The following is a 24611-nucleotide window of genomic DNA, read 5'->3' as shown; positions in this document are numbered from 1 at the left end:
TAACGATGAAATTCACCGATCTGTTCGTCAGCCGGGAGTACCGGTTTTCCCTGGGTATCGAAGAAGAGTCGGGGCGCCTGTTCCTGTCCATCCCGGTGAGCAACGGTCTCGTCGACTATGAAGAGTATTACGAGGTCAACAAGGCGACCTTCGACCTGCTCGAGAACGATGTCGAAGCTGCAATCGAATTCGCCCGCCGCTGCAAGAACCGCGAAATGGACGACCTGCTGATAGTCAAGCCGGGCAAGCTTCGCGGCACTGCGATCTAGATGGGGGAGGGCCCGCTTCGTCTCGCCCTGGCCAACGACGAACTGGACCGCTTCCTGGTGGGCGAGCCGTTCTATTTCCTCGAGGCGCGCAGCGAAAACGACGAGCCGCAGAACGTGGTGGCCGCCTTCGACCAGCTGGTGGTGCCCTATTGGCGCGAAACCCACGACCCGGCCTTTCCCCAGCGCTTCGTCGCGGCGCTGCTGAAGATCCTGGCCACCTACCCGGACCGCAACCGCGCCATCTACCTGGCCCACGACTGGGTCTGGTACTACCGCTTCTGCCTGGCGAAGAAACGCGCCCAGCCGGAAGGGCCCTATGGCGAGCTGTTCGAAGTGGACATGAGCGGCGTGGCGATAGCCCTGCAACGCCAGCTGGAAGCCAACAAGGCCGCCCTGCAGGCCGACACCCGCTGGGCCGGCGCCGCCTGGAACAGCCCCGACGGCATGTGGACACCGCTGCTGCGCACCGCCGTGACCGTGCGCGACAAGCTCGGCGGCCCGGACTTCGTGCCGGCCAACGCCTGAGGCGCGACGCCGTTGCCCTTGGGCGAATGAATTGGCTCTGTCTGCGTTAGCAGTTGTGGTTTTAAAGCAAGCGATCAAGAACGGTGCTTTCCGGGCGTCCACGAATTTCTGCCGCCGCCACCGCGCGGGTTTCGCTTCGCTCTACGCCACCCTACGGAAACGGCTGTGCCCCGAGCGCGATGCACACATCGATGAAGGTGTTGCCGGCGAGCACGCAAGGTGGACCGATGGAGCGGGGTCCACCCTACGCGGCGCGGGCATGGGTGATCGGCCGGCGGCAGGGCATCGCGAATGAATTTCCACGGTGCCTGAGCTGCTCGTAGGGTGGATGGCGCTTTTTCCATCCACCAGCGGAGCGGCCGGCGAGCACGCAAGGCGGACCGATGGCGCGAGGTCCACCCTGGGTGGCGAGGGCCTGGGTGGTCGGCCGGCGGCCGGGCGGGGCTGTCAGGCCTTGGGTGGTGGGAACAGCGCCTTGACCATGGCGTCGATGGCGCCCTTGATGCCCTTGCCCTTGTTCGGCACCTCGCTGGCGACGCCGGAGTTGAGGTCGAGGCGACCGCCGGTGTCGATGGCGCCGTTGCCGCTGGCGTAGAGGTTGAATGCGGTACCGGAGATGTTGATCTCGCCGCTGGCATTGAACTCCAGCACGCTCTTGCCGCACACCAGGCGGATCTGCGCGCCGGCCTCGATCAGGTACTGGGTGCTCACGCTGTCGGCCTTGGCGCCGCCCACCATCAGGGTGTCGTTGCGCTTCACCGCGCGGGTGCGGTCCTGGCCGATGCGTGCCAGCTCGTCGTTGTCCACGCTCTTGGTGCGGTTGTGGCCGACCCAGTGGGATTCGTCGTGCTCGACGGCGATGTCCTGGTTGCGTTCGGCATGGATGTACAGCTGCTCGGCGCCCTTCTTGTCCTCCATGCGGATCTCGTTGAAGTTCGCCGGCGTGCCGCCCTTGCTGGAGCGGCTCTTGGTGCCGCTCTGGGTGGCGTTGGCGGGCAGCTCGTAGGGCACGGTCTGCTCGGCGTTGTACACGCGGCCGGTGATGATCGGGCGGTCGGGGTCGCCCTCGAGGAAGCTGACGATCACCTCCTGGCCGATGCGCGGGATCTGCACCGAGCCCCAGTTCTTGCCGGCCCAGGCCTGGGAGACGCGGATCCAGCAGGAGCTGTTCTCGTTGGACTGGTCATGCCGGTCCCAGTAGAAGTGCACCTTCACGCGGCCGTACTGGTCGGTCCAGATTTCCTCGCCCTTGGGGCCGACGACCATGGCCGTCTGCGGCCCCTGGACGATGGGCTTGATGGTGGTGGGCATCGGCCGGAAGGGCTGGCGCGCCTCGATGCAGTCCAGGGCGCTTTCGAACTGCAACGGGCCGCCGGCGGAGCCGCTCTCGTAGCTCTCCTGGCTGACCTGGTAGCGGGCACCGACGATCAGGTACTCGCGGTTCTGGTCGGCACGCGGGTAGCCGCTCATCTTGAACAGGTGCCCGGAACCCAGGCCGCGCGCATTGGTGCGCAGGTGCACGCGCTCGTACTGGGTCTGGATCGCCTCGATGCGGTTGCGCGCGTACTGCTCGCCATCCTGGCTCTGGGTGTATTCGCCGGGGTAGTCGTACAGCGGGAGCTCGGCGTTGCTGTGGGCGCGGCTGACGGTGGAGCGCACCTGCAGGTGGGCGCTGGGGCGCTGGAAGTCGTAGTCGTTGAGCGACAGCGAACCCGGCTGCACCTCGCGGGCCAGGTACCAGTCGTAGATGTGGTCGCGCTCGCGCATCTGGTCCGCGAGCGGGTAGAAGGGCACCGTGCCATAGCCCGCCACCGGCGCGTGGGCGCCGTAGGCATCGGAGAGCACCAGCACGTGGCGCGCTTGCTCGTGGCGGAAGTAGTAGTAGATGCCTTCCTGTTCCATCAGGCGGCTGACGAACTCGAAGCTGGTCTCGCGGTACTGGACGCAGTATTCCCACTCGGTGTACGTGCGGGTGAGGGCGTCCTCGAAGTCGGAGAAGCCGAGGTCGCGGAACACCTGCTTGATGATGTCCGGCACCGTCTTGTTCTGGAAGATGCGGCAGTCGGAGGTGCGCGACAGCAACCAGAGCCAGGGCTTGAGGCTCACGTGGTAGCCGGCGAACTGGCCGCTGCCGGCGGTCTGGCTGCAGCGGCTGGCGATGCCATGGAAGTAGCGCTGGCTGCCGTCGGGCAACTCCAGGGAAACGCCCATGGGCTTGCCCAGCAGGGCATCGAGCTGGATCGAGTGATCTTCCGAGATCAGGTTCAGCTCGTAGTCGAAGAGCCGTCCCAGCTCCTCATGGCCATCCAGCCGGTCCAGCAGCAATGCATCGCCGCCCAGCGGGCTGCTGACCTTGGCCATGCGTGCCCGTTGCGAAATCGCCATCCCACACTTCCTTAGCGCTGTACGCGTCACTGCCGGGTTCCGACGCGCCGGAACCTTCCACATATCAGGCGGCGCACCCCGTCGTGGGGCGCGCCGCGTCGCTTCAATCGAAGCTGTAGGTGAACTCGCCGTTCTCGGCGCCCACCGTCACCTTCTCGACCTTGCGGCCTTCGAGCATGCGGCCGAGGAACTCGCGGGAGAGGTCCGGCAGCATGCTGTTGGTGAGGATGGCGTCGATCTGGCGACCCCCGCTCTCGGTCTCGGTGCAGCGCGAGACCACCAGGTCCACCACCTTGTCGTCGAAGTCGAAGGGCACCTTGTGCGAGCCCTCCACGCGCTTCTTGATGCGGCCCAGCTGCAGGCGGGTGATGCTCTTGAGCATCTCGTCGGTCAGCGGGTAGTAGGGGATGGTCACCAGGCGGCCCAGCAGCGCCGGCGGGAAGATCTTCAAAAGCGGCTCGCGCAGCGACTTGGCGATGCCCTCGGGTTCGGGCATCAGCTCGGGGTCGTTGCACAGGCTGGCGATCAGGTCGGTGCCGGCGTTGGTGGTGAGCAGGATCAGGGTGTTCTTGAAGTCGATCACCCGGCCTTCGCCGTCTTCCATCACGCCCTTGTCGAACACCTGGAAGAAGATCTCGTGCACGTCCGGGTGGGCCTTCTCCACCTCGTCCAGCAGCACCACGCTGTAGGGCTTGCGCCGTACCGCCTCGGTGAGCACGCCGCCCTCGCCGTAGCCGATGTAGCCGGGCGGGGCACCCTTGAGGGTGGAGACGGTGTGCGCTTCCTGGAACTCGCTCATGTTGATGGTGATGACGTTCTGCTCACCGCCGTACATGGCTTCGGCCAGGGCCAGCGCGGTTTCGGTCTTGCCGACGCCCGAGGTGCCCGCGAGCATGAACACGCCGATGGGCTTGCTGGGGTTGTCCAGCCCCGCGCGGGAGGTCTGGATGCGCTTGGCGATCATCTCCAGGGCATGGTCCTGGCCGATGATGCGCTTCTTCAGGTGGGTGCCCAGGTTGAGCACGGTCTCGATCTCGTTGCGTGCCATGCGGCCCACCGGGATGCCGGTCCAGTCGGCGACCACCGAGGCCACGGCCTGGTAGTCCACGGTCGGCAGGATCAGCGGCGTCTCGCCCTGCAGCGCGGTGAGGCGCTGTTGCAGGTCGGCCAGCTTGGCGCGCAGGCCGTTCAGTTCGTCCTCGCTCAGGCTCGGGGCGTCGGCGCCGGCCTCGCGGCTGGTGCCGTCCACCGGCTCGGCGGCGGCGCGCAGGCTGGCACGGGTGGCCAGCAGCTCGTCGACCAGGGCCTTCTCTTCGTTCCAGCGCTCTTCCAGCCCGGCCAGGCGGGCGCGTTCCTCGACCAGCGCGCTCTCCACGTCGGTGCGACGGCTGCCGATGGCGACGCCGATGGCGTGCTCGCGGCCGATGATGGCCAGCTCGGTCTCCAGCGCCTCGATGCGGCGGCGGCTGTCATCCACCTCGGCCGGCACGGCATGCAGGCTGATGGCGACGCGGGCGCAGGCGGTGTCCAGCAGGCTCACCGACTTGTCCGGCAGCTGGCGCGCGGGAATGTAGCGATGGGACAGCTTGACCGCCGCCTCCAGCGCCTCGTCGAGGATCTGCACCTGGTGGTGCTTCTCCATGGTCGAGGCGACGCCGCGCATCATCAGGATGGCGCGGTGCTCGGAGGGCTCGTCCACCTGCACCACCTGGAAGCGGCGGGTGAGGGCGGGGTCCTTCTCGATGTGCTTCTTGTACTCGGCCCAGGTGGTGGCCGCCACGGTGCGCAGGGTGCCGCGCGCCAGGGCCGGCTTGAGCAGGTTGGCGGCATCGCCGGTGCCGGCGGCGCCACCGGCACCCACCAGGGTGTGGGCTTCGTCGATGAACAGGATGATCGGCTTGGGCGAGCTCTGTACGTCCTCGATCACCTGGCGCAGGCGCTGCTCGAACTCGCCCTTCATGCTGGCGCCGGCCTGCAGCAGGCCCACGTCCAGGGCGCGCAGCTCGACGTCCTTCAGCGAGGGCGGCACGTCGCCTGCGACGATGCGCAGGGCGAAGCCTTCCACGACAGCCGTCTTGCCCACGCCGGCCTCGCCGGTGAGGATCGGATTGTTCTGGCGGCGCCGCATGAGGATGTCCACCAGCTGGCGGATCTCGTCGTCACGGCCGACGATCGGGTCCAGCTTGCCGCTGCGGGCCTGCTCGGTGAGGTCCACGGTGAAGCGCTTGAGGGCTTCCTGCTTGCCCATGGCCGCCGGGGCCATGGCGCCGCTGGCATCGCCCGGGGCGGCGCCGGCGTTGAAGCCGTCGGTGGCGGTCAGGGCGTTCTCCGGGGAGTTGCCGACGATCTCGTCGAAGCGCTCGATCAGGGTTTCCACCTTGATCTTGTCGAACTCGCGGGAGATGGCGCTGAGGGCGTGGCGCAGGCTCGGGGTCTTGAGGATGCCGACCACCAGGTAGGCGGTGCGCACCTGGCTTTCGCCGAACATCAGGCTGCCGTAGACCCAGCCGCGCTCCACCGATTCCTCGACATGGGAGGACAGGTCGGTGATCGAGGTCGAGCCACGGGGCAGGCGATCCAGGGCCTCGGTGATGTCCTTGGCCAGGCGTCCCGGCTCGATGTTGAACTGGCGGATGATCTGGTGCAGGTCGGAGTCCTGCAGCTGCAGGATCTGGTGGAACCAGTGCACCAGCTCGACGTAGGGGTTGCCACGCAGCTTGCAGAACACCGTGGCCGCTTCGATCGCCTTGTAGGCGAGGCTGTTCAGCTTCCCGAACAGCTTGGCACGACTGATTTCGCTCATCTTGCTCTCCTTTTCCTGACGGCACGCTTGCAGTGATGGCCGTGTGGTTGGTCCTGTCTGGAGCGCTCCATGCGCTCCGGTTGTCATCTGTTCAGTGGTTCGCTAGTCCAGTGGGCCCCCGCGTTCGCGAGGGTGACGGTGCACGGAGACGTCCCCGTGAATGCCGTCACCCCAGCGCTCGCCGTCGCCCGCGCACGTCGTCATCCCCGCGCATGTCGTCATTCCTGCATTCGTCGTCATCCCCGCGCACGCGGGGACCCACTAAAGAGCGAGGCATGGCCTCATCAACATTACTCACCATGGCTCAAATGACTCACCGCCAGCAGCAGGTCGTCGGCGTCCTCGGCGGGTTTGCCCAGCCAGGTGTTGAGGCCCAGGCGGTCGTTGCCGCCCAGGGTCACGGGGGGGACTTCCCCGCGCTTGAGCACCAGGTTGGCGTCCCAGTCCAGCTCCTCGCCCAGGTACTCGGCGACCCAGGCGGCCAGCTCGTGGAACAGCTCGCCGCCGGGCAGGAAGCGCTGGTACTGCGAGAGGTCCAGCGGGCCGATGCGGATGCGGAACTTGTGCTGGCGATCCCACACGTGGGTGCCCAGGCACAGGTCGGTGCCCAGGGTGCTGGCCTGGGCGCCGAGGCGGCTGAACTCGGGCAGCTCCAGCCATTGGCCGACGTACTCCTCGATGGCCACGGGGACGCCGAAGAACTCCGCGAGGATGCTGCGCAGGCCGTCCGGGTAGCGGGTCTGCGCGGCCAGGTGGCCGGTGAAGTAGTAGCGCGCGGCGTCGTCGATCGGGCCCTGGCCCATCAGGCTTTGCATGCCACGGCCGGAGAGGGCGCCCAGGCGCGGCGACCAGTAGTCGTCGGCGGGGCGGTCTTGGCTCACGGTCGGGCGCGCTTCGGCCCAGGCGCGGTAGAACAGGGTCAGCAGGCGATGGTTGAAGACGTCGAGGAAGCGCTTGAAGGTGGCGTCGGCGTTGTTGCGCTGGCGCTCGCGGGCGTACTCGGTCAGGTGCAGCGGCAGCGGGCCGTTGGGGCCGGTGAGGCCGAAGAAGTACTGCTCGATGCGCGGCGTGCCGTCGGGGTTGTGCTCGACGCTGGCCAGGGTCGAGGGGGCGAAACCGCAGTCGGGCTTCTGCCCCAGGCGCAGCGGGTCATCGGCCAGGCGCACGGAATGGCCGAGGCGCGGGCGCTCGGGGAATTCGCACTCGATACGGCGCAGCGCCTGGAAGAAGTCGTAGTTCCAGGGCGCGGTCTCCATAGCCGCGAGGGTGTTCACAGATTCGGACGGCGTCCGGGCTTCGCCCGCCATCGCATCACCTCGCCCCGTTCAGTGGTCCGCATCACCGTCTCGGTGAAGCTGTTGATCGACACGTAGCGTGTCAGGAAACGCTCCAGCACCGCGCCCAGGAGGAACACGCCGGTGCCGCGGAAGGCGTTCTCGTCGAACTCCAGGCCGATCTCCAGGCCACGGCCGAAGACGATGGGGCCGGGCATCGGCAGGCGCCGCGTGCAGGGTTTGCTGGTGACCTGGCGCAGGCCTTCGATCTGCATCTGCAGCGCCGAGTCGGTGGGGTCGCCGTACAGGCGCAGCAGTTCGCGCAGCGCGGCGGCGCCCTGGCCCTCCTGGCTCAGCGACAGGTAGTTGAGCGACAGCTGGCTGATCAGCCGCCAGGCGCTGGCGTCGTGGGCGCGGCTGGCGCGTGGGCGGCTCGGGCCGGCCAGGCAGCGCACGGACAGCACCGGGGCACTGTCTTCCAGGGTGAAGTCGCTGCGGCCGTTGCCCACCGGCATGAACAGCGGCAGGTCGCGGTTGGTGCACAGCGCGCCGATGCCCAGCTGGCGCAGGTCGTGGCGGTAGGGCGCCTGGTTGGCGTCCACCAGGGACACGAAGGTCTCGCTGCCGATGTAGGTGGAGCGCGGGCCCTTGCGGCGCTGCTTGCTGGAGAGCACGCGGGGCTCGCGGCGCACCGTGTACCAGGCCTGCTCGCGGCCGTAGCGCGAGGGGTCGCGCACGGCATAGAAGGGCTGGAACGGCTGCTCGGGGCCGGCGCCATGGCCGCTGACCTCGGTCAGCGAATGCACCTCGAAGTCCAGCGGGCGGGTGCGGTCGACGATCACCTGGTGCTCGTGCACGCGGTCGCTCAGGTGGATGCGGTCGGCGCGGCGCGGGAACAGGTTCACCGCCGGGGTGCAGAACAGCTTGAACTGCTCGGTGCCGATGCTGCCTTCCAGGCTCGGGTCGAGGCGGTTGAACAGCACGATGACGTCGAGCTCCTGGCCGGCGCAGCGCTGCACCGGGCGGCGCAGGTTGGCCACGTCCACGAAGAGGAAGCGGTTGGGCAGGGCGAAGTATTCCTGCAGCAGGCGGTAGCCCTGGAACGCGCGCGGGACCACCGGCAGCACCGCGTCCTCGTCATCGAAGCCGCGCGGGCGCAGGCTCTCCGGCGGCAGGCGCTCGACCCAGTCGCCGCCAGGGGCCTGGGCGAACACGGCGCAGGCGTTGCCCAGCAATTGCTCGTAGAGGCGGAAGGGCTGCTCGTCGGCCCCGTGCAGGTAGAACGACAGGCTTTCCAGGGGCAGGGCGCTGAAGGGCAGCCCGGCACCGGTGCGCAGGCGCAGGCGCAGGGCGGCCTTGGCGGTGGGCTCGGAGGCGGCGAGGCGGCCGAGCACCGAGGCGGGGTTGCCGAAGTATTCGACCCGGGTCACCTCCAGCGGCCACAGGGTCACCGGCTGGGAGGTGCGGTACTCGCAGGCGGTCTGCTCGTCGGTGCCCAGCAGGCCGCGCAGGGAGGCGTTGCGCTCCACGGTGAAGCCGCTGGCCAGCGAGCCTTCGTTGGGATCGGACTGCAGCTGCACCACGGTCATCGACGGGGTCGGCGCCAGGTACTGCGGGTAGGCGATCTCCAGCAGGTTGTGGGTGAAGGTGGGGTACTCGGCGTCGAGTTTCAGCTGCACCCGCGCGGTGAGGTAGGCGAAGCCTTCCAGCAGGCGCTCGACGTAGGGGTCGGCGCAGTCGATGCCGGAGAGGGTCAGGCGGCTGGCGATCTTCGGGTATTCACCGGCGAACTCCGCCGCGCTCTCGCGGATGTGCTGCAGTTCCTGGTTGTAGTACTCGAGCATGCGCGGGTTCATTTGTTGCGCCTGCGCAGGTGGTCGGCGGGGACGATCTGCACGTGTCCGGTCTCCAGGTCCAGGTCGGTGGTGAGCAACATGCGCAGGGGCACGGGTTCGGCCCAGAGGTCGCCTTCGATCTCGAAGGACAGGGCGTTGTGGTTCATCTGGTCGGCTGCCAGCTGGGCGCGGACGCGCAAGGTGGATCGGATGATGCGCGGCTCGTAGTCGGCGATGGTCTCGGTGAGCAGGGCTTCGATGGCCTGCACGTCGACGCTGGAGGCGGTGTGCCCGGCCAGCGGCGGCAGGCCGTAGTTGACCACCGAGTTGCCGGCCTGGATCTCGCCGGAGGTCTCGCTGTCGAGCGGCGCGATGGTGTTGAACAGCCAGGCCAGGTCGCGCAGGACGGACGCCTTGAGCTGGGACAGGGAGAGCACGCGCTTGTCGACGCTCTCCTTGGCGTTGCTCGGGTCCTCGTCGGTCAACCGGTCCAGGAGGGAGGGTTGCAGACGTTCCTGCAGCGTCAGCTCGGCCATGCTCAGGCCTCCGGATGCCCGAAGGCGAGGCTGCGCAGTTCGAACAGCGCGGTGTCGCCCTGGTCGGTGACGAACAGGCGCTGGCCGAGGGGGCGGCCATCGTCGAGGAAATCGGTCTTGCGGGCCAGGCGGATGGCGCCGTCGGCGTCGTCCTGGCTGCCCGGGTAGCGGCTGGGGATCAGGCCCACGGTGGCACCGCCGTTGACCAGGGTGACTTCCACCGGCAGCCAGACCAGGTCGCGCAGGTCGGTGGGCGCCTCGGTGACCAGGCTCTGGATGTTGTGCATCGGCAGCCACACGTAGCGGCCGTTGACGATGAGTTCGAGCACCGGGCCCAGGCGCGGGTCGGCGTCGGCGAACCATTCGAAGGGTTGCTCGTTGAGCGTACCGGCCACGGCGGGCGCGGCTTCGAAGGCGGCGTCGCGCAGGGCCTGGGCGGCTTCGTGCTGGCCGTCGGCGTCATGCTTGAGCGCCTGGATCAGCGGCGCCACCCACTCGGCGGGCTCGCCCAGCACCACGGGGGTCAGGCGGCCGGCGAACACCTCGGCGCGCAGGGCTTCGCATTCCAGTGCGGTGCGGTAGGTCTGCACCATGGCCAGGGTGCTGGCATCCAGCTCGCCGGCGACCTTCAGCTGGTTCTGCGCGCGGCTCCACTGGCCGAGCACCGCCAGCAGCTGGAACAGGAACACCCGCAGCTCGGCGTTGGAAGGTTGGGCACGCACCTGGTCCTGCAAGGATTTCAGGGCTTCGTCGGCGCGTCCTGCGCGCAGTAGTTCTTCGGCGGTCATGGTCGTCCTGCCTGCAGCCGGGCTGCGCGAAGGGAAGGGGGGATGGGGCTCGAGGTGGCGCTCTCCACTGCGGCCTGGGGCAGGCGGCAGCGGGCAGCGTCACGAAGGTCGACCGGCGGAGGGGAGGCCGCTGCGTGGGAGTCGGGCAAGGGTCTGGCCATGGTCGGTCCGGGGCGGGTGGCTCGAAACGCACCCGGGCCCGCTCGCGCAGGCCCGGGTGGGAGAGCATCAGATCTTGACGTTCTCGCGGATGTTCCAGCCGTACTTGACCGGGCCGCCGTCTTTGGCGCCGTCGGCTTTCTGCGGCTGGTAGTCGACCTGTACCTGGGCGAAGTTCAGGCTGACGTTCTCGGTCAGGCGATCTTCGCCACCGCTGCCGCCGGTGCTGACGGAGGAGATCAGCACTTCTTTCATGGTGATGATCAGGTACTCGACCGGCGACTCGCCGCCCGCCTTGCGGATGGTCAGCTTGGCTTCCGGGTAGTGCTTGCCGCTGGAGCAGGCCATCATCAGGTTCGGCGACGACTTGTCGATGTACTTGGTCAGCGACAGGTCCTGCACGCTCACCTTGCCGGCGCCACCGCCACCGCCCTGGTGCATGTTGCCGGACTGGGACATGCCCCAGCTCCAGGCCAGCACGTCGATTTCCTTGCCGTGGGTCTTGTCGGCGGACTCACCTTCGACGTCGCCGATCTTGATGAACATATCTACAGCCATGTTTCCTCCTTCGTGGCTTTCGCCACCTTGTCAGGCGCGCCCGCCACCTGGCAGGCGCTTAAAGTGACGCGCCTCAGGCCCCCTTGGCCGAAGGCAGCTTGGATACCAGGCGCAGCGACACGGTCAGCCCTTCGAGCTGGTAGTGCGGGCGCAGGTAGAACTTCGAGCTGTAATAGCCCGGGTTGCCCTCGATCTCCTCGACCACCACTTCGGCGGCTGCCAGCGGGTGCTGCGCCTTGGTGGTCTCGGTGGAGTGAGCGGGGTCGCCATCGACGTAGTTGAGGATCCAGTCCTGCAACCAGCGCTGCATGTCGTCCTTCTCCTTGAACGAGCCGATCTTGTCGCGAACGATGCACTTGAGGTAATGCGCGAAGCGGCAGGTGGCGAACAGGTACGGCAGGCGCGCGGCCAGGTTGGCGTTGGCCGTGGCGTCCGGGTCGTCGTACTCGGCCGGCTTCTGCAGCGACTGGGCGCCGATGAAGGCCGCCAGGTCGGTGTTCTTCTTGTGCAGCAGCGGCATGAAGCCGTTCTTCGCGAGCTCCGCCTCGCGGCGGTCGGAGATGGCGATCTCGGTCGGGCACTTCATGTCCACGCCACCGTCGTCGGTGGGGAAGGTGTGCGCCGGCAGGTTCGGCACTTCGCCGCCGGATTCCACGCCGCGGATGCGCGAGCACCAGCCGTAGAGCTTGAACGAGCGGTTGATGTTGACCGCCATGGCGTAGGCCGAGTTGGCCCAGGTGTACTTGCTGCTGTCGGCGCCGGCGGTGTCTTCCTCGAAGGCGAACTCTTCCACCGGGTCGGTCTTGGCGCCATAGGGCTGGCGGGCCAGGAAGCGCGGCATGGTCAGGCCGATGTAGCGCGCGTCGTCGGACTCGCGCAGCGAGCGCCAGCCGGCGTATTCCGGGGTGGTGAAGATCTTGGTCAGGTCACGCGGGTTGGACAGCTCCTGCCAGGACCCCATGCCCATCACGGTGGGGGAGGCGGCGGAGATGAACGGCGCGTGCATGGCGGCGGAGACCTTGGCGATCTCGCCCAGCAGCTCCACGTCCGGCGGCGACTGGTCGAAGTAGTAGTCGCCCACCAGGCAGCCGTAGGGCTCGCCACCGAACTGGCCGTATTCCTCTTCGTAGAGCTTCTTGAAGATCGGGCTCTGGTCCCAGGCGGTGCCCTTGAACTTCTTCAGGGTCTTGTGCAGCTCGCCCTTGGAGATGTTCAGCACGCGGATCTTCAGCTGCTCGTCGGTCTCGGTGTTGTTGACGAGGTAGTGCAGGCCACGCCAGGCGCTTTCCAGTTGCTGGAAGTCCGGGTGGTGCATGATCAGGTTGACCTGCTCGGTGAGCTTGGCGTCGATCGCAGCGATGATCGATTCGATCGACTTGATCGCATCGTTGGAGATCAGGCTGGTCTGCTGCAGCGCGTGCTCGGCGAGGGTGCGCACGGCGGTTTCCACCGCTTCACGGGCGCGATCGGTCTTGGGTTTGAACTCCTGCAGCAGCAGGGAGGCGAACTCGCTGGTCTGCTCGGTCGCTTCGCCGGCCTGGGGCGCGGCGTCGGTCATCAACTCGGCCATCTGGGTGTCCTCTTAAGCTTGCGGCTCGTTGTCTTGCGGCTTCGGCGCGCTGGCCAGCGCCTGCAGCAGGGCCGGGTCCTTGATCGCTTTCATGATCAGCTCTTCGGCGCCGGTCTTGCCGTCCATGTAGGTCAGCAGGTTGGCGAGCTGGGTGCGGGCTTCGAGCAGCTGGTTCAGCGAGTCGACCTTGCGCGCCACGGCGGCGGGGCTGAAGTCGTCCATGCTCTCGAAGGTGATGTCCAGGGACAGGTTGCCGTCGCCGGTCAGGGCGTTGGGCACGTTGAACGCGACGCGCGGCTTCATGGCCTTGAGGCGCGAGTCGAAGTTGTCGACGTCGATCTCCAGGAACTTGCGGTCGGCAACGGCGGCCTGGGGCTCGGCCGGCTTGCCGGCGAGGTCGGCCATGACGCCCATGACGAAGGGCAACTGCACCTTCTTCTCGGCGCCGTAGAGTTCCACGTCGTACTCGATCTGGACGCGGGGCGCGCGGTTGCGTGCGATGAATTTCTGACTGCTGGTGCTACCCATGGTGCTCCTCCTTCGCTGCCTGTGCGGCTGTGTTGGCGTCATCGGCCGCTAGCCGGTAACGGATGCGTGAACCCGCTTCGAATGTGCCGTGCACTTATTCGGACTCGGGGCCCCGCAAATTCTCGAACTGGGACATTCCATCCGGGATCAGGTTGCGCACGATCGCCGCGAAGTCGGCCGTCACCAGGGTCTTCGCACGCTTGAGCAGGATCGGCACCGGGCTCGATGGCTCCTGGCGCGCGTAGTACTCGAGGATGCGATCCAGGGTCTTGAGCACGTCGTCGCGGTTGGTCACCTCGCCGGAGATGCGTGGCGTGGCGCGGGCGGCCGGCGCAGAGGCCGGGGCGTCGGCGTCCGTGGCGGTGTCGTCGCCTGCCGCGGCGGCGTCAGCGCCGGCGTCGTCACCGGGGGCCTGGTCCTTGTGGATTTGCAGGGCGTGGCGCAGCAACTGCTTGAGGGCGCCGAGGTCGGCGCTCCGGGCCGAGCCCACGCGATCGGAAAGGGTCGACTCGATGGTGGCCAGGGCGGCCTGGGCATCGGTCAGGGCGTTGCGGGTACTGGCGAGGAGCGCATCGTCGCTGTCGCGGAAGGCACCCTGCAGCTGCTCGGCCGTCAGCGTCTCGCTGGGGAAGCGCTGCAGGTCGAGGGCGTTGAGGGCGGCACGCAGGCTCACCGAGCCGAAGGCCCGCGAGCTGGTCAGGCTGCTTTCGCGCAGCAGCTGGATCACCGGTTCCGCCGCCAGCCCGGTGAGGGCGTTGATGCGGAAGGTGGGGTCGTTGTCATCGTCGGCGTCGAGCTGCGGGTAGAGGCCGTCCCAGAACTGGGTCAGCAGCTCGCGCACCAGGATCAGGCCCTGGGCGAGTCCCGGAATCCCTTCGAGGGCCAGGTTGCTCTGCAGGAAATAGTTGGCGATGCGCAGGTCCTTGCTGCGCTGCAGCAGGTCGCTGGACAGCTCGCGGACATCGCGCCACACAGGGGGTTCGGCAGGGAGTACGGAGTCGCCCATCTGGCGCTCGGGCTGGCCTTGGGCAATACGCTCCAGTTCGAGATACGCAGCGTCGTATTCGAGGTCATCACCACAGGGCGATTCAGGGGAAACAGGGGATAGCAAACGCGACACATCCACCACGGTGGGTGTTCTCCTTGTCAGGCCTCAGAGGGAGGGCAAGCTGTATTCAGAGTGAACGTACGGCCTGATCACAGTCCTTTGGATCAACGTTCCGATGACGCCAATTTCATGGCTTCACCCGCTGCAACTCTTTTCCATTCTTGGGGTCGTATTTCACCCTTGTCAAGACAATCCCAGAGCACAAACGACAGATGTGCACCAGTCCACGCTAGCCTCTTTCGGCTGTCATTTTTGTCTTTTTTCGATCTAAGATAATTCGGCTAAAGCCACGCAAATTTTCCGTTCGCCTGTAGGAACATATGTATGGCAAAGGGCCACGTGCAGAACAGGGACCGGATCGAAGTTGCACGGCATCGAAGGGACTCGGTGCTCGCGTCCACAGTGAGAAGTGCAAGGAGTCGCAATGCCACTGCGTTTGACCATCACCAGTTATCACAAGCTGACCCCCGGCCAACGTCCCGAGGTGGAGCTTGATCGTGGTGAGTTGAGGATTGGCCGCAGTGCCGAAAACGATTGGGTCCTTCCCGATCCCGAGCGCCTCGTCTCCAGCCAGCACTGCACCATCCAGTTCCGTGACGGCACCTATTACCTGACCGACACCAGCACCAACGGCGTGATGCTCGCGCAGTCGGGCGTGCGCCTGCGTCGCGGCAACAGCGAGCCGTTGATGGATGGCGAGATCCTCAAGCTCGGCGAGTACGAGATCCTCGTCCAGGTGCAGGGCATGAGCATGCAGCCGGTGAGCGCCGCGCCGATCAGCACGGGCGGCGACCCGTTCAGCAGCTTCGATGCGCTGATGAGCCGCCAGTCGGGCGCCGCGTCGATTCCCGAGCCGCTGGCGCCACCGCCGGCCTCCATGGCCCACATCCAGGGCGGCGGCTCGCCCCTGGACACCAAGCCCGACCTGTTCGACTTCCTCAATCCGCCGCCGGCCGCCGCGCCTTCCATCCCGGATCACGTGCCCGCCGAGCGCCATGATTTCCGCCCGCCGACGCCGATCCCCAGTTTCGAGCCGACGCCAGTACCGCCCGTGAGTGCACCTGCCGCATTCGCCGAGCCTGTGGGTGCCGCGCCGGCCATTCCCGCCGACTGGGACCCCTTCGCCGACCTCGGCCTGAGCAGCCCCGCGCCGCAGCATGCGCCGGCCGTTCCGGTGCCGATGCCCACCGCCGCCGCGCCGCTGGAGCCCGCGCCGGTGGCGGTCGAATTGCCGGCGGATTTCTTCAGCAATCCGCCCATCGGCCATGACGCCGCGGCGACCTCCATCCCCGCGCCCGTCGCCATTCCCCAGCCGGTCGCCCAGCCGGCCATCGCCCCGACCCCGCCCCCCGTGGCCGCGGTCGCGCCGAATCCGATTCCCGCGCCGCCGGCGTTGACGCCCACCGCCCAGGCCACCCATGCCGCAGCGGCCTCGGCGCCTGCTGCCGCGCCTGCTCCTGCCGGTGAGGATGGCGCGCTGCTCGACGCCTTCCTGCGCGGCGCCGGCCTCGGCCAGCTACGCATCGACCGCGCCGAAGCCGCCGCGCAGATGGAAGCCATCGGCCGCAGCTACCGCCTGATGGTGGAGGGGCTGGTGGATGTGCTGCGCGCGCGCTCCAGCCTCAAGGGCGAGTTCCGCATGGCGCAGACCATGATCCGCCCGGTGGAGAACAACCCGCTGAAGTTCGCCCCCAACGTCGACGAGGCGCTGCTGCTTCTGTTGCGCCATGGCAACGCCGCCTTCATGCCGCCGGACCAGGCCGTGGGCGAGAGCTTCGACGACCTCAAGGCCCACCAGCTGGCGGTGATGGCCGGCGTGCAGGCGGCCATCAAGCACATTCTCAAACGCTTCGAGCCTTCGGTGCTGGAAGCGCGGCTGAGCAAGCCCTCGGGGCTCTCGGCCTTGCTGCCGGGCTCCCGGCAGTCGCAGTACTGGGAGCTGTTCACCGACCTCTACGCGAGCATCTCGCGGGAGGCCGAAGACGACTTCCAGGATCTTTTCGGGCGCGAGTTCAGCCGCGCCTACGAGGAGCACAGCGCCAGGCTTCGCGGGCACTGACCCGGCAGCCCACTGGGTGCCCGGTAGCCGGCCCCGCGTAACAACAGCAGTCATTGAGGACGAATCGAAATGCCAAGGATTCTACTGGTAGCCGTGGTGGCGCTCCTGAGCGCATGCGCTTCCGAGCCCCCGCCGCCGCCCCCGCCCACCGTCGTGCAGCTGCACATCGAGGCGTCCAGCGACGTCAACCCGGGCCCGGGCGGGCAGGGCGCGCCGGTGCGCGTGCGGGTCTTCGAACTCAAGAGCGCCACCGCCTTCAACCGTGCCGACTACTTCTCCCTGGTCGAGCAGACGCAGACCACCCTGTCCACCGACCTGGTCGCCCAGGACGAGTTGCTGGTCAAGCCCGGCGACAAGCAGATGCAGGAGCGCAAGCTCGATGACGCCACTCGCCAGTTCGGCATCGTCGTCGGCTACCGCGAACTCGACAGCGCGGTCTGGCGCGACGTGATCACCGTGCCCCTGAACCAGACCAGCGCCTACAGCGTGAAGTTCGGCGCCCATGCCATCAGCGTCTCGCCGGCCCCCGTCGCCGAGCCGGCCAAATAGAAACGGAGAGTTCGTCCATGTCCTGGAACAACCGAGTGGTGTGGTCTGAGGGAATGTTCCTGCGTCCGCAGCACTTCCAGCAGCACGACCGCTACCTGGAGTCCCTGGTGGAAGGCCGCTGCCGCTCGCTGCAGGCCGGCGGCTGGGGTTTCTCCGAGCTGAAGATCGACGAGGCCCTGCTCACCCAGGGCAAGGTGGCCATCGTCTCGGCCCGTGGCGTGCTGCCCGATGGCACCCCCTTCGACATCCCCGGCGACGATGTGGCCCCGGTGCCGCTGGAGGTCGAGGACGGCCTGCGCGACGGCATCATCTACCTGGCCCTGCCGCTCAAGCGCGCCGGCGCCCGCGACACGGTGGAGGAGGGCGAGGCCCTCGGTGGCGCGCGCTACCAGAGCGCGGTGCGCGAAGTGCGTGACGACAACGCCCCCTTCGAGAGCCGCGCCCCCGTGTCCATCGGCGGGCGCGCCCTGCGCCTGCTCACCGCCCGTGACGGCCTCGGCGAATACGCCGCCGTCGGCGTGGTGCGGGTGGTGGAAAAACGTGCCGACCGCTCCCTGGCCCTGGACGAGGGCTACATCCCGCCGCTGCTGGACGTCGCCGCCTCGCAACCCCTGGCGGCCTTCCGCAGCGAGCTGCTGGGCCTGCTGCACCAGCGTGGCGAGGCCCTGGCCGGCCGCGTGGTCGCCTCCGGTGCCGGTGGCGCCTCGGAGATCGCCGACTTCCTCCTGCTGCAACTGGTCAACCGCGCCGAGCCCCTGGTCTCGCACCTGGCCAGCATCACCCCGCTGCACCCGGAATGGTTCTACCGCGAGGCGGTGAGCCTGGCCGGCGAGTTTTCCACCTTCTCCGCCAGCGGCCGTCGCCCGGCGGAGTTCCCGGCCTACGAGCACGACGACCTGGCCACCACCTTCGCCCCGGTGATGCTCGCCCTGCGCCAGGCCCTGTCGATGGTCATCGACAGCCGCGCCGTGCCCATCCCCATCGTCGAGAAGGCCTACGGCGTGCACGTGGCGATGCTGGCGGACAAGAGCCTGCTGGACAACTCGGCGTTCATCCTCGTGGTGCGCGCCGATGTGCCCGGCGAAGCCCTGCGCTCGCGCTTCCCGCAGCAGGCCAAGATCGGCTCCGTGGAGCACATCCGCGACCTGGTCAACCTGCAGCTGCCGGGCATCGCGCTGCTGCCGATGCCGGTGGCGCCACGGCAGATCCCCTACCACGCGGGCAGCACCTACTTCGAACTCGACCGTGGCAGCGACCACTGGAAGCAACTGGTGCATTCCGGCGGCTTCGCCTTCCACATCGCTGGCCAGTTCCCTGGCCTGAACCTGGCCTTCTGGGCCATCCGGAGTTAATTCGCGATGCATCCAATCGACGATCCCTTCGGCGGCCCGCCCGCCGGTGGTGGCAGCGGCGGCAACGGCAACAACGACCGCACCATGATCATGCCGCGCCCCGGTGGCCGTGCCCCGGACCCGGCCGCGCCGCGCTACGACGCGCCCACGCCGCCGCCCGCGGGCCCCGCGCCCACCGGCCCGATGCTCACCGCACGCGGCCAGGGCCTCAACCCCCTGGAAGCCGCCGCCGGCCCGATGCTGGCGTTGCTCACCCGCCTGCGCAACACCATCGCCCACCCGATGCCCGCCAGCCTGCGCGCGCAGCTGCTGGGCTACCTGCGCCAGTTCGAGGAAAAGGCCCGCGCCGCCGGCATCGCCCAGGACGAGGTCATGCTCAGCCGCTACGTGCTCTGCACCGCGCTGGACGAAGCCGTGCTCAGCACCCCCTGGGGCAGCGGCAGCGACTGGAGCAAGCAGAGCCTGCTGATCACCCTGCACAACGAAGCCTGGGGTGGCGAGAAGGTCTTCCAGCTGCTCGACCATTGCCTGCAGAACCCGCGCCAGCGCCTCAACCTGCTGGAGCTCCTGTACCTGTGCATCAGCCTTGGTTTCGAAGGCCGCTACCGGGTGATGAACGACGGCCGCAGCCAGCTCGAAGCGCTGCGCGAACGTGTCGCCGGGACCATCCGCAGCACCCACGGCGAGATCGAGCGCGAGCTGTCGCCGCACTGGCGCGGCCTGGTGGTGGCGCGTGATCGCCTGCGCCAGTTCCTGCCGCCCTGGGTGGCCGTGGCCATCGGTGCCGCGCTGCTCCTGGCGCTGCTGTTCGGCATGCGCCTGAAGCTGGCCGCCGAGGCCGAGCCCGTGTTCAAGAACCTGCATGCCCTGGGCGACGTCCCGGTGCAGACCATCGACCGCCCGCCGCAACAGCCGAAGATCGTCGAGCGCCCGCGCCTGGCCGGCTTCCTCGCCGAGGAGATCCGCCAGCAGAAGGTGGCGGTGGAAGACGCCGTCGACCGCTCGGTGGTGACCATCCGTGGCGACCAGCTGTTCGCCTCCGGCAGCGCCACCATCGCCGACGATTTCCAGCCGCTGCTGCTGCGCATCGCCGAGGCCATCCGCAAGGTGAAGGGCAATGTGCTGGTCACCGGCCACAGCGACAACCGGCCCATCGCCACGCTGCGCTACCCGTCCAACTGGAAGCTGTCCCAGGACCGCGCCCAGCAGGTGATGGACGTGCTCGCGGCCAAGAGCGGCCAGCCCGAGCGCTTCCGCGCCGAGGGCCGCAGCGACACCGAGCCGGTCGCATCCAATGACACCGCCGACGGCCGTTCGCGCAACCGTCGGGTGGAGATCACAGTCTTTGCGGAGGGCGTCGAGTGAAGGCGTTTTTCAGTTTCCTCGCCCGCTGGGTGATACCTGTGCTGGGCCTGATCGCCCTCAGCCTGGTGATCTGGTTCGTCGGCCCGCTGATCGCCATCGGCGACGTCGAGCCCCTGGCCTCGGCCACCGTGCGCTGGGTGCTCATCGGCCTGCTGTTCGCCGTGTGGATCGGCTGGCGCGTGCTGCGCATCATCCAGGCGCGGCGCAACGCCGCCAAGGTGATGCAGGGCCTGGTCGCCGTGGCCCCCGATGCCGCCAGCGTGGCCACCAGCGAAGAGCTGGCCACCCTCAAGCAGCGCATGGACGAGGCCCTGGTCCTGCTCAAGCGCGCCAAGCTCGGCGGCAACGAGCGGCGCAACCTCTATGAGCTGCCCTGGTACGTGATCATCGGCCCGCCGGGTTCGGGCAAGACCACCGCACTGGTCAACTCCGGCCTCAACTTCCCCCTCGCAGAGCAGATGGGCAGCGGCGCCATCCGTGGCGTCGGCGGCACCCGCAACTGCGACTGGTGGTTCACCGACGAGGCCGTGCTGCTCGACACCGCCGGCCGCTACACCACCCAGGACAGCCACGCCCAGGTGGACAAGGCCGCCTGGCTGGGCTTCCTCGATTTGCTGAAGAACCAGCGCAAGCGCCGACCCATCGACGGCGCCTTCGTGGCCATCAGCCTGTCCGACCTGCTGCTGGGCAGCGAGACCGAGCGTGCCGCCCATGCCCGCGCCATCCGCGCCCGGGTGCAGGAGCTCTACGCCCAGCTCGGCGTGCGCTTCCCCATCTACGTGATGCTCACCAAGCTCGACCTGGTGCCGGGCTTCATGGAGTTCTTCGACTCGCTGAGCAAGGAAGACCGCGCCCAGGTCTGGGGCATGACCTTCGCCCTCGACGACGGCAAGAGCGCCGAGGGCCCGCTGTCGGTGTTCGGCAACGAGTTCGCCCTGCTCGAACAGCGCCTCAACGAGCGCCTGGTGGAACGCCTGCAGCAGGAACGCGACCCCGCGCGGCGCGACCTGATCTACGGCTTCCCGCAGCAGTTCGCGGCGCTGCGCGATGCGCTGTCGAGCTTCCTCGACGGCGTGTTCAAGCCCAACCCCTATGAAGAGCGCGCGCTGCTGCGTGGCGTCTACTTCACCAGCGGCACCCAGGAAGGCAGCCCCATCGACCGCCTGATCGGCGCCATGGCGCAGAGCATGAACCTGGACCGCCAGCACCTGGCCCGCCAGACCGGCACCGGGCGCAGCTACTTCATCGAGCGCCTGTTCCGCGAAGTGGCCTTCGGCGAGCGCGGCCTGGTGGGCGCCAACCCCAAGGTCGAGCGCCAGCGCAAATGGATGGCCCGTGGCGTGCTCGCCGCCACCGCGATCCTGGTCCTGGGCATCGCCGCCATCTGGTTCGCCAGCTTCAGCGCCAACCGCAGCTACATCGCCGCCGTCGATGGCCGGGTCAAGCCGCTGCACGGTGAGCTGCAGGCCCTGAGCCCGGCGCAGCGCGACGTGCTGGCGGTGCTGCCGCTGCTCAATGCCATCCGCAACGTGTCCGGCGATGCGCCGAGCTGGGCGGAGGGCTACGGCCTCTACCAGGGCGACATGCTCGGTGCCGAAGGCGCCAGCGTGTACCGCAAGCTGCTGATCGCGGTGATGGCCCCCCGGGTCATGGCCCGTATCGAGGAGCAGCTGCGCAGCGGCGGCTCCTCGGACTTCCTCTACGAGGGCCTGAAGGCCTACCTGATGCTCGCCGACCCGGAACACTACGACGGCGACTTCATCAAGGCCTGGGTGGCGCTGGACTGGGACCGCAGCCTGCCGCGCGACCTGGTGCCCGAGCAGCGCCAGGCGCTCAACGAGCACCTGGCCGCGCTCTACGACCGCGCGCCGCCGGCCGTGCGCCTGGACGACAACCTGGTGCAGGACACCCGTCGCCAGCTGCAGCAGCTGTCCATCGCCCAGCGCGTGTACGACCGCGTCAAGCGCCAGAAGCTGCCCCAGGGCCTGCCGGACTTCCGCATCAGCGAAGCCGCCGGCCGTGATGCCGCCCTGGTGTTCTCGCGCAAGAGCGGCAAGGCGCTGAACGACCCGCTGTCGGGCTTCTTCACCCAGCGCGGCTACCGCGAAGTGTTCATGGTCTCCAGCCTGAGCCAGTCCGGCACCCTGGCCGAGGAGCAATGGGTGCTCGGCCGCACCATGGACGACACCCAGGACGCCGCCAGCCTGGCCCTGGAAGTGCGCCAGCTGTACTTCCAGGACTACCTGCGCCAATGGGATGCGCTGCTGGCCGACATCGACTTCGTCGCCATCACCAGCACCGCCCAGGCCGCCGACGTGCTGCGCGTGCTGTCCGGCCCGCAGTCGCCGCTGAAGAAGCTGCTCGAAGCCGTGGCCAAGGAGACCGACCTGCAGAAGGAAGAGCGCCTGGCCGCCGAGAAACTCAAGGGCACCAGCGACACCGTCGGCAAGCTCAAGGATCGCCTCGGCTCCCTGGTGGGGCAGGGCGACGACGCCCCGCAACAGCAGCAGGCGCCGAGCGAGGACCCGATCACCGCGCACTTCGCCGAGCTCAACAGCCTGGTGGCCAAGAACGACAACGAACCGGCGGCCATCGACGGCCTGCTGGCGGACATGAACGCCCTCTACGTGCAGATCAGCGCCATGAGCGGTGCCAGTGGCGACGCCCTGCTGGGCGAGGCGAAGAACCAGGCCCAGGCCGCCGCCCAGCGCGTCAGCCTCGGTGCCGAACGCCAGCCGCCGCTGGTCCAGGGGCTGGTCAAGTCCGTGGTCAGCGCCACCACCAGCACCATGATGGGCGGCATCCGCAACCAGCTGAACGCCGCCTGGACGGCCGAAGTGGTCAACGTCTACCGCCAGTCCCTGGCCGGGCGCTACCCGCTGGACCGCAACAGCACCCGCGACGCCACCCTGGACGACTTCGGCGCCTTCTTCGGCGTCGGCGGGGTGATGGACAGCTACTTCCGCAAGTACCTGCAGCCCTACGTCGACACCTCCGCCACCACCTGGCGCTGGCAGCCGGGGGCGGCGGAGAAGCTCGGCATCGGCTCCGGCGTGCTCGGCACCTTCCAGCGTGCCGCGCAGATCCGCGACGCCTTCTTCCGCTCCGGCAACACCACGCCCATGGTGCGCTTCGAGCTGAAGGCGGTGGCCATGGACGCCGCCATCGACCAGTTCCAGCTCGACCTGGACGGCCAGCAGTTCAGCTACGACCACGGCCCTAGCCGGCCGGTGGCCATGCAGTGGCCAAGCCCCAACAGCCTGGGCGTGGTGCGCCTGACCATCTCGCCGCCGTCCTCCAGCGGCCGTTCGGGCATCACCATGGAAGGCCCCTGGGCCTGGTTCCGCCTGCTCGACCAGTCGGACCTCACCCAGGGCAACGCGCCGGACCGCTTCACCCTGCGCATGCGCGTGGACAACGTCAGCATCTCCAGCGAGCTGCGCGCCAGCAGTGCCTTCAACCCGTTCCGCAGCCGTGTGGTCACAGGCTTCGGCCTGCCGGAGCGCCTATGACGACGGCGGGCTTCTACGGCAAGCTCGCCAGCCGTGGCGACTTCATCCATCGCGGCCTGCCCCCGGCCTTCATCGAGGCCTGGGACCAGTGGCTGGCCGCCGGCATGGCGCAGAGCCAGGCCGAGCTGGGCGGCGCCTGGCTGGACGCCTACCTGGTGAGCCCCCTGTGGCGCTTCGCGATCGCCCCGAACCTGTTGGGGAGCGAGGCCGTGGCCGGCGTGGTGATGCCCAGCATCGACCGTGTCGGCCGTTATTTCCCGCTGACCATCGCGGTGCTGCTGGATGAGCGCAGCAACCTCGGCGCCGTGGTCGGTGGCGCCGATGACTGGTTCGATCGCGCCGAGGCGCTGCTGCTCTCCACCCTGGAGCCGGAGGCCGATTTCGACGCCTTCGAGGCCGGGGTGCAGGGGCTGGGCTCGCCGCTGGTGAGCCCGCGCCACGACGCGCGTCTCAGCGAGGTCGGCGCATTGCGTTACGCGGTGCAGGGCAGCGAGTCGCGACAGGCGGTACTGGCGCAGATCGCCAGCGACGGCTGCAGTTTCTGGTGGGGGCGTGGTTCAGAGCGTGTCGCGGCCGAGCTGGTGAGATTCCAGGGCTTGCCGCCGACGCGGTTTTTCAGCCGCTTCCTGGTGGGCGAGGGCGCCGTCGAGCAGCCCGCCGGCATCGGGCAGATCGATTTCGGGAGCCTGTGATGCCACTGCCTCCGGTTGCGCAATACCGATCGGCCAGCCACAGCCACGTCGGCATGGTCCGCCAGGTCAACGAAGACGCCTGCCTCGATGCCGGCGACTACGGGCTCTGGGTGGTCGCCGACGGCATGGGCGGCCATGCCGCCGGTGACTACGTCAGCAACCTGATCGTCGATACCCTTCGCGGCGTGCAGTACGGCGACGGGCTCGATGCCTATGTCGACGCCCTGCGCGCGGCGCTGATACACGTCAACACCCTGGTGCGCGCGGAAACCCGCCAGCGCGGGGTGAGCACCATGGGCAGCACGGTCGTCGTGCTGGCGGCGCGGGGCAGCGAGGGGACCTGCCTGTGGGCCGGCGACAGCCGCCTGTACCGCCTGCGCGAGGGCAAGCTGGAACCCATCAGCCGCGACCACAGCTACGTGCAGGAGCTGGTGGACAGCCACCTGCTCAACGAGGCCGAGGCCAAGGTGCACCCGATGGCCAACATCGTCACCCGCGCGGTGGGGGTGCAGGACGATCTGGAACTGGAAGAAACGAGGTTCGTGGTGCTGCCCGGCGACAGCTTCCTGCTGTGCAGCGACGGTCTGAACAAGACCGCGGAGGACCACGAGCTGTGTGAGGTACTGGGCCACGAGGACCCCTATCAGGTGGTCCGCAGCCTGGTGCATCTGGGCTTGACCCGGGGCGCGCCGGACAACATCACGGCGGTAGTCGTCAAAGCATCCTGAAAAAGAAAAAAAGACC

Annotated in this window: 19 protein-coding genes; 9 read left to right on the top strand and 10 right to left on the bottom strand. The window is 68.2% G+C overall.

Going from position 1 to position 24611, the window contains the following annotated elements; translation table 11 throughout:
* Window positions 1–5: 5 nt before the first annotated feature.
* Both ACYJSS_RS19050 and ACYJSS_RS19045 read left to right on the top strand, forming a co-directional pair.
* The gene (locus tag ACYJSS_RS19050; RefSeq protein ID WP_111264326.1) at window positions 6–269 is read left to right on the top strand and encodes a hypothetical protein; all 264 of its coding nucleotides are present in this window, start codon (window positions 6–8) and stop codon (window positions 267–269) included.
* A complete protein-coding gene (locus ACYJSS_RS19045; protein WP_111264325.1) occupies window positions 270–794 on the top strand; it encodes a hypothetical protein in 525 nt (174 codons plus the stop codon).
* 447 nt (window positions 795–1241) lie between these two features.
* Here ACYJSS_RS19045 and ACYJSS_RS19040 read toward each other — a convergent pair whose 3' ends face one another.
* The 10 genes from ACYJSS_RS19040 to tssA form a co-directional block, all read right to left on the bottom strand.
* Window positions 1242–3155 carry a type VI secretion system Vgr family protein gene (locus tag ACYJSS_RS19040; RefSeq protein ID WP_371921737.1) on the bottom strand — a complete coding sequence of 638 codons (1914 nt, stop codon included), beginning with the start codon at window positions 3153–3155 and terminating at the stop codon, window positions 1242–1244.
* A 127-nt stretch (window positions 3156–3282) separates the two neighbouring features.
* Complete coding sequence (gene tssH / locus ACYJSS_RS19035) at window positions 3283–5982, bottom strand: type VI secretion system ATPase TssH (protein WP_236204803.1); 2700 nt, start codon at window positions 5980–5982, stop codon at window positions 3283–3285.
* 290 nt (window positions 5983–6272) lie between these two features.
* Window positions 6273–7289 carry a type VI secretion system baseplate subunit TssG gene (gene tssG, locus ACYJSS_RS19030; RefSeq protein ID WP_111264322.1) on the bottom strand — a complete coding sequence of 339 codons (1017 nt, stop codon included), beginning with the start codon at window positions 7287–7289 and terminating at the stop codon, window positions 6273–6275.
* Window positions 7253–9112: a type VI secretion system baseplate subunit TssF gene (tssF, locus tag ACYJSS_RS19025; protein WP_111264321.1), complete on the bottom strand. Its 1860-nt coding sequence runs from the start codon at window positions 9110–9112 to the stop codon at window positions 7253–7255. Before tssF ends, tssG begins: the two co-directional genes overlap by 37 nt.
* Window positions 9109–9627 carry a type VI secretion system baseplate subunit TssE gene (gene tssE, locus ACYJSS_RS19020; RefSeq protein ID WP_111264320.1) on the bottom strand — a complete coding sequence of 173 codons (519 nt, stop codon included), beginning with the start codon at window positions 9625–9627 and terminating at the stop codon, window positions 9109–9111. The genes tssF and tssE overlap by 4 nt, the downstream gene beginning before the upstream one ends.
* Before the next feature lie 2 nt (window positions 9628–9629).
* Window positions 9630–10415 (bottom strand): type VI secretion system accessory protein TagJ, encoded by a 786-nt coding sequence (locus tag ACYJSS_RS19015; protein ID WP_111264319.1) that lies wholly within the window; start codon window positions 10413–10415, stop codon window positions 9630–9632.
* 228 nt (window positions 10416–10643) lie between these two features.
* Window positions 10644–11132 carry an Hcp family type VI secretion system effector gene (locus ACYJSS_RS19010; protein WP_111264318.1) on the bottom strand — a complete coding sequence of 163 codons (489 nt, stop codon included), beginning with the start codon at window positions 11130–11132 and terminating at the stop codon, window positions 10644–10646.
* Window positions 11133–11205: 73 nt separating this feature from the next.
* Window positions 11206–12702, bottom strand: a complete 1497-nt coding sequence (gene tssC / locus ACYJSS_RS19005) for a type VI secretion system contractile sheath large subunit (RefSeq protein ID WP_111264317.1) — start codon at window positions 12700–12702, stop codon at window positions 11206–11208.
* A gap of 12 nt (window positions 12703–12714) precedes the next feature.
* Window positions 12715–13230 carry a type VI secretion system contractile sheath small subunit gene (tssB, locus tag ACYJSS_RS19000; RefSeq protein WP_111264316.1) on the bottom strand — a complete coding sequence of 172 codons (516 nt, stop codon included), beginning with the start codon at window positions 13228–13230 and terminating at the stop codon, window positions 12715–12717.
* Window positions 13231–13324: 94 nt separating this feature from the next.
* Window positions 13325–14359, bottom strand: a complete 1035-nt coding sequence (tssA, locus tag ACYJSS_RS18995) for a type VI secretion system protein TssA (protein WP_111264315.1) — start codon at window positions 14357–14359, stop codon at window positions 13325–13327.
* Window positions 14360–14762: 403 nt separating this feature from the next.
* Between tssA and tagH the strand changes: the two genes are divergently transcribed.
* The 7 genes from tagH to ACYJSS_RS18960 all read left to right on the top strand — a co-directional run bounded on the left by tagH (window position 14763) and on the right by ACYJSS_RS18960 (window position 24595).
* Complete coding sequence (gene tagH / locus ACYJSS_RS18990; protein ID WP_236204804.1) at window positions 14763–16397, top strand: type VI secretion system-associated FHA domain protein TagH; 1635 nt, start codon at window positions 14763–14765, stop codon at window positions 16395–16397.
* Between the two features lie 69 nt (window positions 16398–16466).
* On the top strand, window positions 16467–16946 hold the full coding sequence (gene tssJ / locus ACYJSS_RS18985) for a type VI secretion system lipoprotein TssJ (protein ID WP_111264719.1): 480 nt from the start codon (window positions 16467–16469) through the stop codon (window positions 16944–16946).
* A 17-nt stretch (window positions 16947–16963) separates the two neighbouring features.
* Window positions 16964–18298 carry a type VI secretion system baseplate subunit TssK gene (tssK, locus tag ACYJSS_RS18980; protein WP_111264720.1) on the top strand — a complete coding sequence of 445 codons (1335 nt, stop codon included), beginning with the start codon at window positions 16964–16966 and terminating at the stop codon, window positions 18296–18298.
* A 6-nt stretch (window positions 18299–18304) separates the two neighbouring features.
* Entirely contained in the window at window positions 18305–19663 is a 1359-nt protein-coding gene (locus ACYJSS_RS18975; protein WP_111264721.1) for a DotU family type VI secretion system protein, read from the top strand.
* Window positions 19660–23175, top strand: coding sequence for a type VI secretion system membrane subunit TssM (gene tssM / locus ACYJSS_RS18970; protein WP_236204805.1), 3516 nt, complete (start codon window positions 19660–19662; stop codon window positions 23173–23175). Before ACYJSS_RS18975 ends, tssM begins: the two co-directional genes overlap by 4 nt.
* The gene (gene tagF, locus ACYJSS_RS18965) at window positions 23172–23867 is read left to right on the top strand and encodes a type VI secretion system-associated protein TagF (RefSeq protein WP_111264723.1); all 696 of its coding nucleotides are present in this window, start codon (window positions 23172–23174) and stop codon (window positions 23865–23867) included. Before tssM ends, tagF begins: the two co-directional genes overlap by 4 nt.
* Window positions 23867–24595 carry a PP2C family protein-serine/threonine phosphatase gene (locus tag ACYJSS_RS18960; RefSeq protein ID WP_213624925.1) on the top strand — a complete coding sequence of 243 codons (729 nt, stop codon included), beginning with the start codon at window positions 23867–23869 and terminating at the stop codon, window positions 24593–24595. The genes tagF and ACYJSS_RS18960 overlap by 1 nt, the downstream gene beginning before the upstream one ends.
* Window positions 24596–24611: the final 16 nt, after the last annotated feature.

The sequence above is a fragment of the Pseudomonas sp. No.21 genome (genome assembly GCF_054558415.1).
The sequence above is the reverse complement of the archived record's forward strand: the minus strand, read 5'-3'. Positions and strand labels throughout refer to the sequence as shown.

Bases quoted from the DNA above. Each gene is read 5' to 3' on its own strand.
- ACYJSS_RS19050 (WP_111264326.1), top strand. From the start codon at position 6: ATGAAATTCACCGATCTGTTCGTCAGCCGGGAGTACCGGTTTTCCCTG.
- ACYJSS_RS19045 (WP_111264325.1), top strand. From the start codon at position 270: ATGGGGGAGGGCCCGCTTCGTCTCGCCCTGGCCAACGACGAACTGGAC.
- ACYJSS_RS19040 (WP_371921737.1), bottom strand. From the start codon at position 3,155: ATGGCCAAGGTCAGCAGCCCGCTGGGCGGCGATGCATTGCTGCTGGAC.
- tssH (WP_236204803.1), bottom strand. From the start codon at position 5,982: ATGAGCGAAATCAGTCGTGCCAAGCTGTTCGGGAAGCTGAACAGCCTC.
- tssG (WP_111264322.1), bottom strand. From the start codon at position 7,289: ATGGCGGGCGAAGCCCGGACGCCGTCCGAATCTGTGAACACCCTCGCG.
- tssF (WP_111264321.1), bottom strand. From the start codon at position 9,112: ATGAACCCGCGCATGCTCGAGTACTACAACCAGGAACTGCAGCACATC.
- tssE (WP_111264320.1), bottom strand. From the start codon at position 9,627: ATGGCCGAGCTGACGCTGCAGGAACGTCTGCAACCCTCCCTCCTGGAC.
- ACYJSS_RS19015 (WP_111264319.1), bottom strand. From the start codon at position 10,415: ATGACCGCCGAAGAACTACTGCGCGCAGGACGCGCCGACGAAGCCCTG.
- ACYJSS_RS19010 (WP_111264318.1), bottom strand. From the start codon at position 11,132: ATGGCTGTAGATATGTTCATCAAGATCGGCGACGTCGAAGGTGAGTCC.
- tssC (WP_111264317.1), bottom strand. From the start codon at position 12,702: ATGGCCGAGTTGATGACCGACGCCGCGCCCCAGGCCGGCGAAGCGACC.
- tssB (WP_111264316.1), bottom strand. From the start codon at position 13,230: ATGGGTAGCACCAGCAGTCAGAAATTCATCGCACGCAACCGCGCGCCC.
- tagH (WP_236204804.1), top strand. From the start codon at position 14,763: ATGCCACTGCGTTTGACCATCACCAGTTATCACAAGCTGACCCCCGGC.
- tssJ (WP_111264719.1), top strand. From the start codon at position 16,467: ATGCCAAGGATTCTACTGGTAGCCGTGGTGGCGCTCCTGAGCGCATGC.
- tssK (WP_111264720.1), top strand. From the start codon at position 16,964: ATGTCCTGGAACAACCGAGTGGTGTGGTCTGAGGGAATGTTCCTGCGT.
- ACYJSS_RS18975 (WP_111264721.1), top strand. From the start codon at position 18,305: ATGCATCCAATCGACGATCCCTTCGGCGGCCCGCCCGCCGGTGGTGGC.
- tagF (WP_111264723.1), top strand. From the start codon at position 23,172: ATGACGACGGCGGGCTTCTACGGCAAGCTCGCCAGCCGTGGCGACTTC.
- ACYJSS_RS18960 (WP_213624925.1), top strand. From the start codon at position 23,867: ATGCCACTGCCTCCGGTTGCGCAATACCGATCGGCCAGCCACAGCCAC.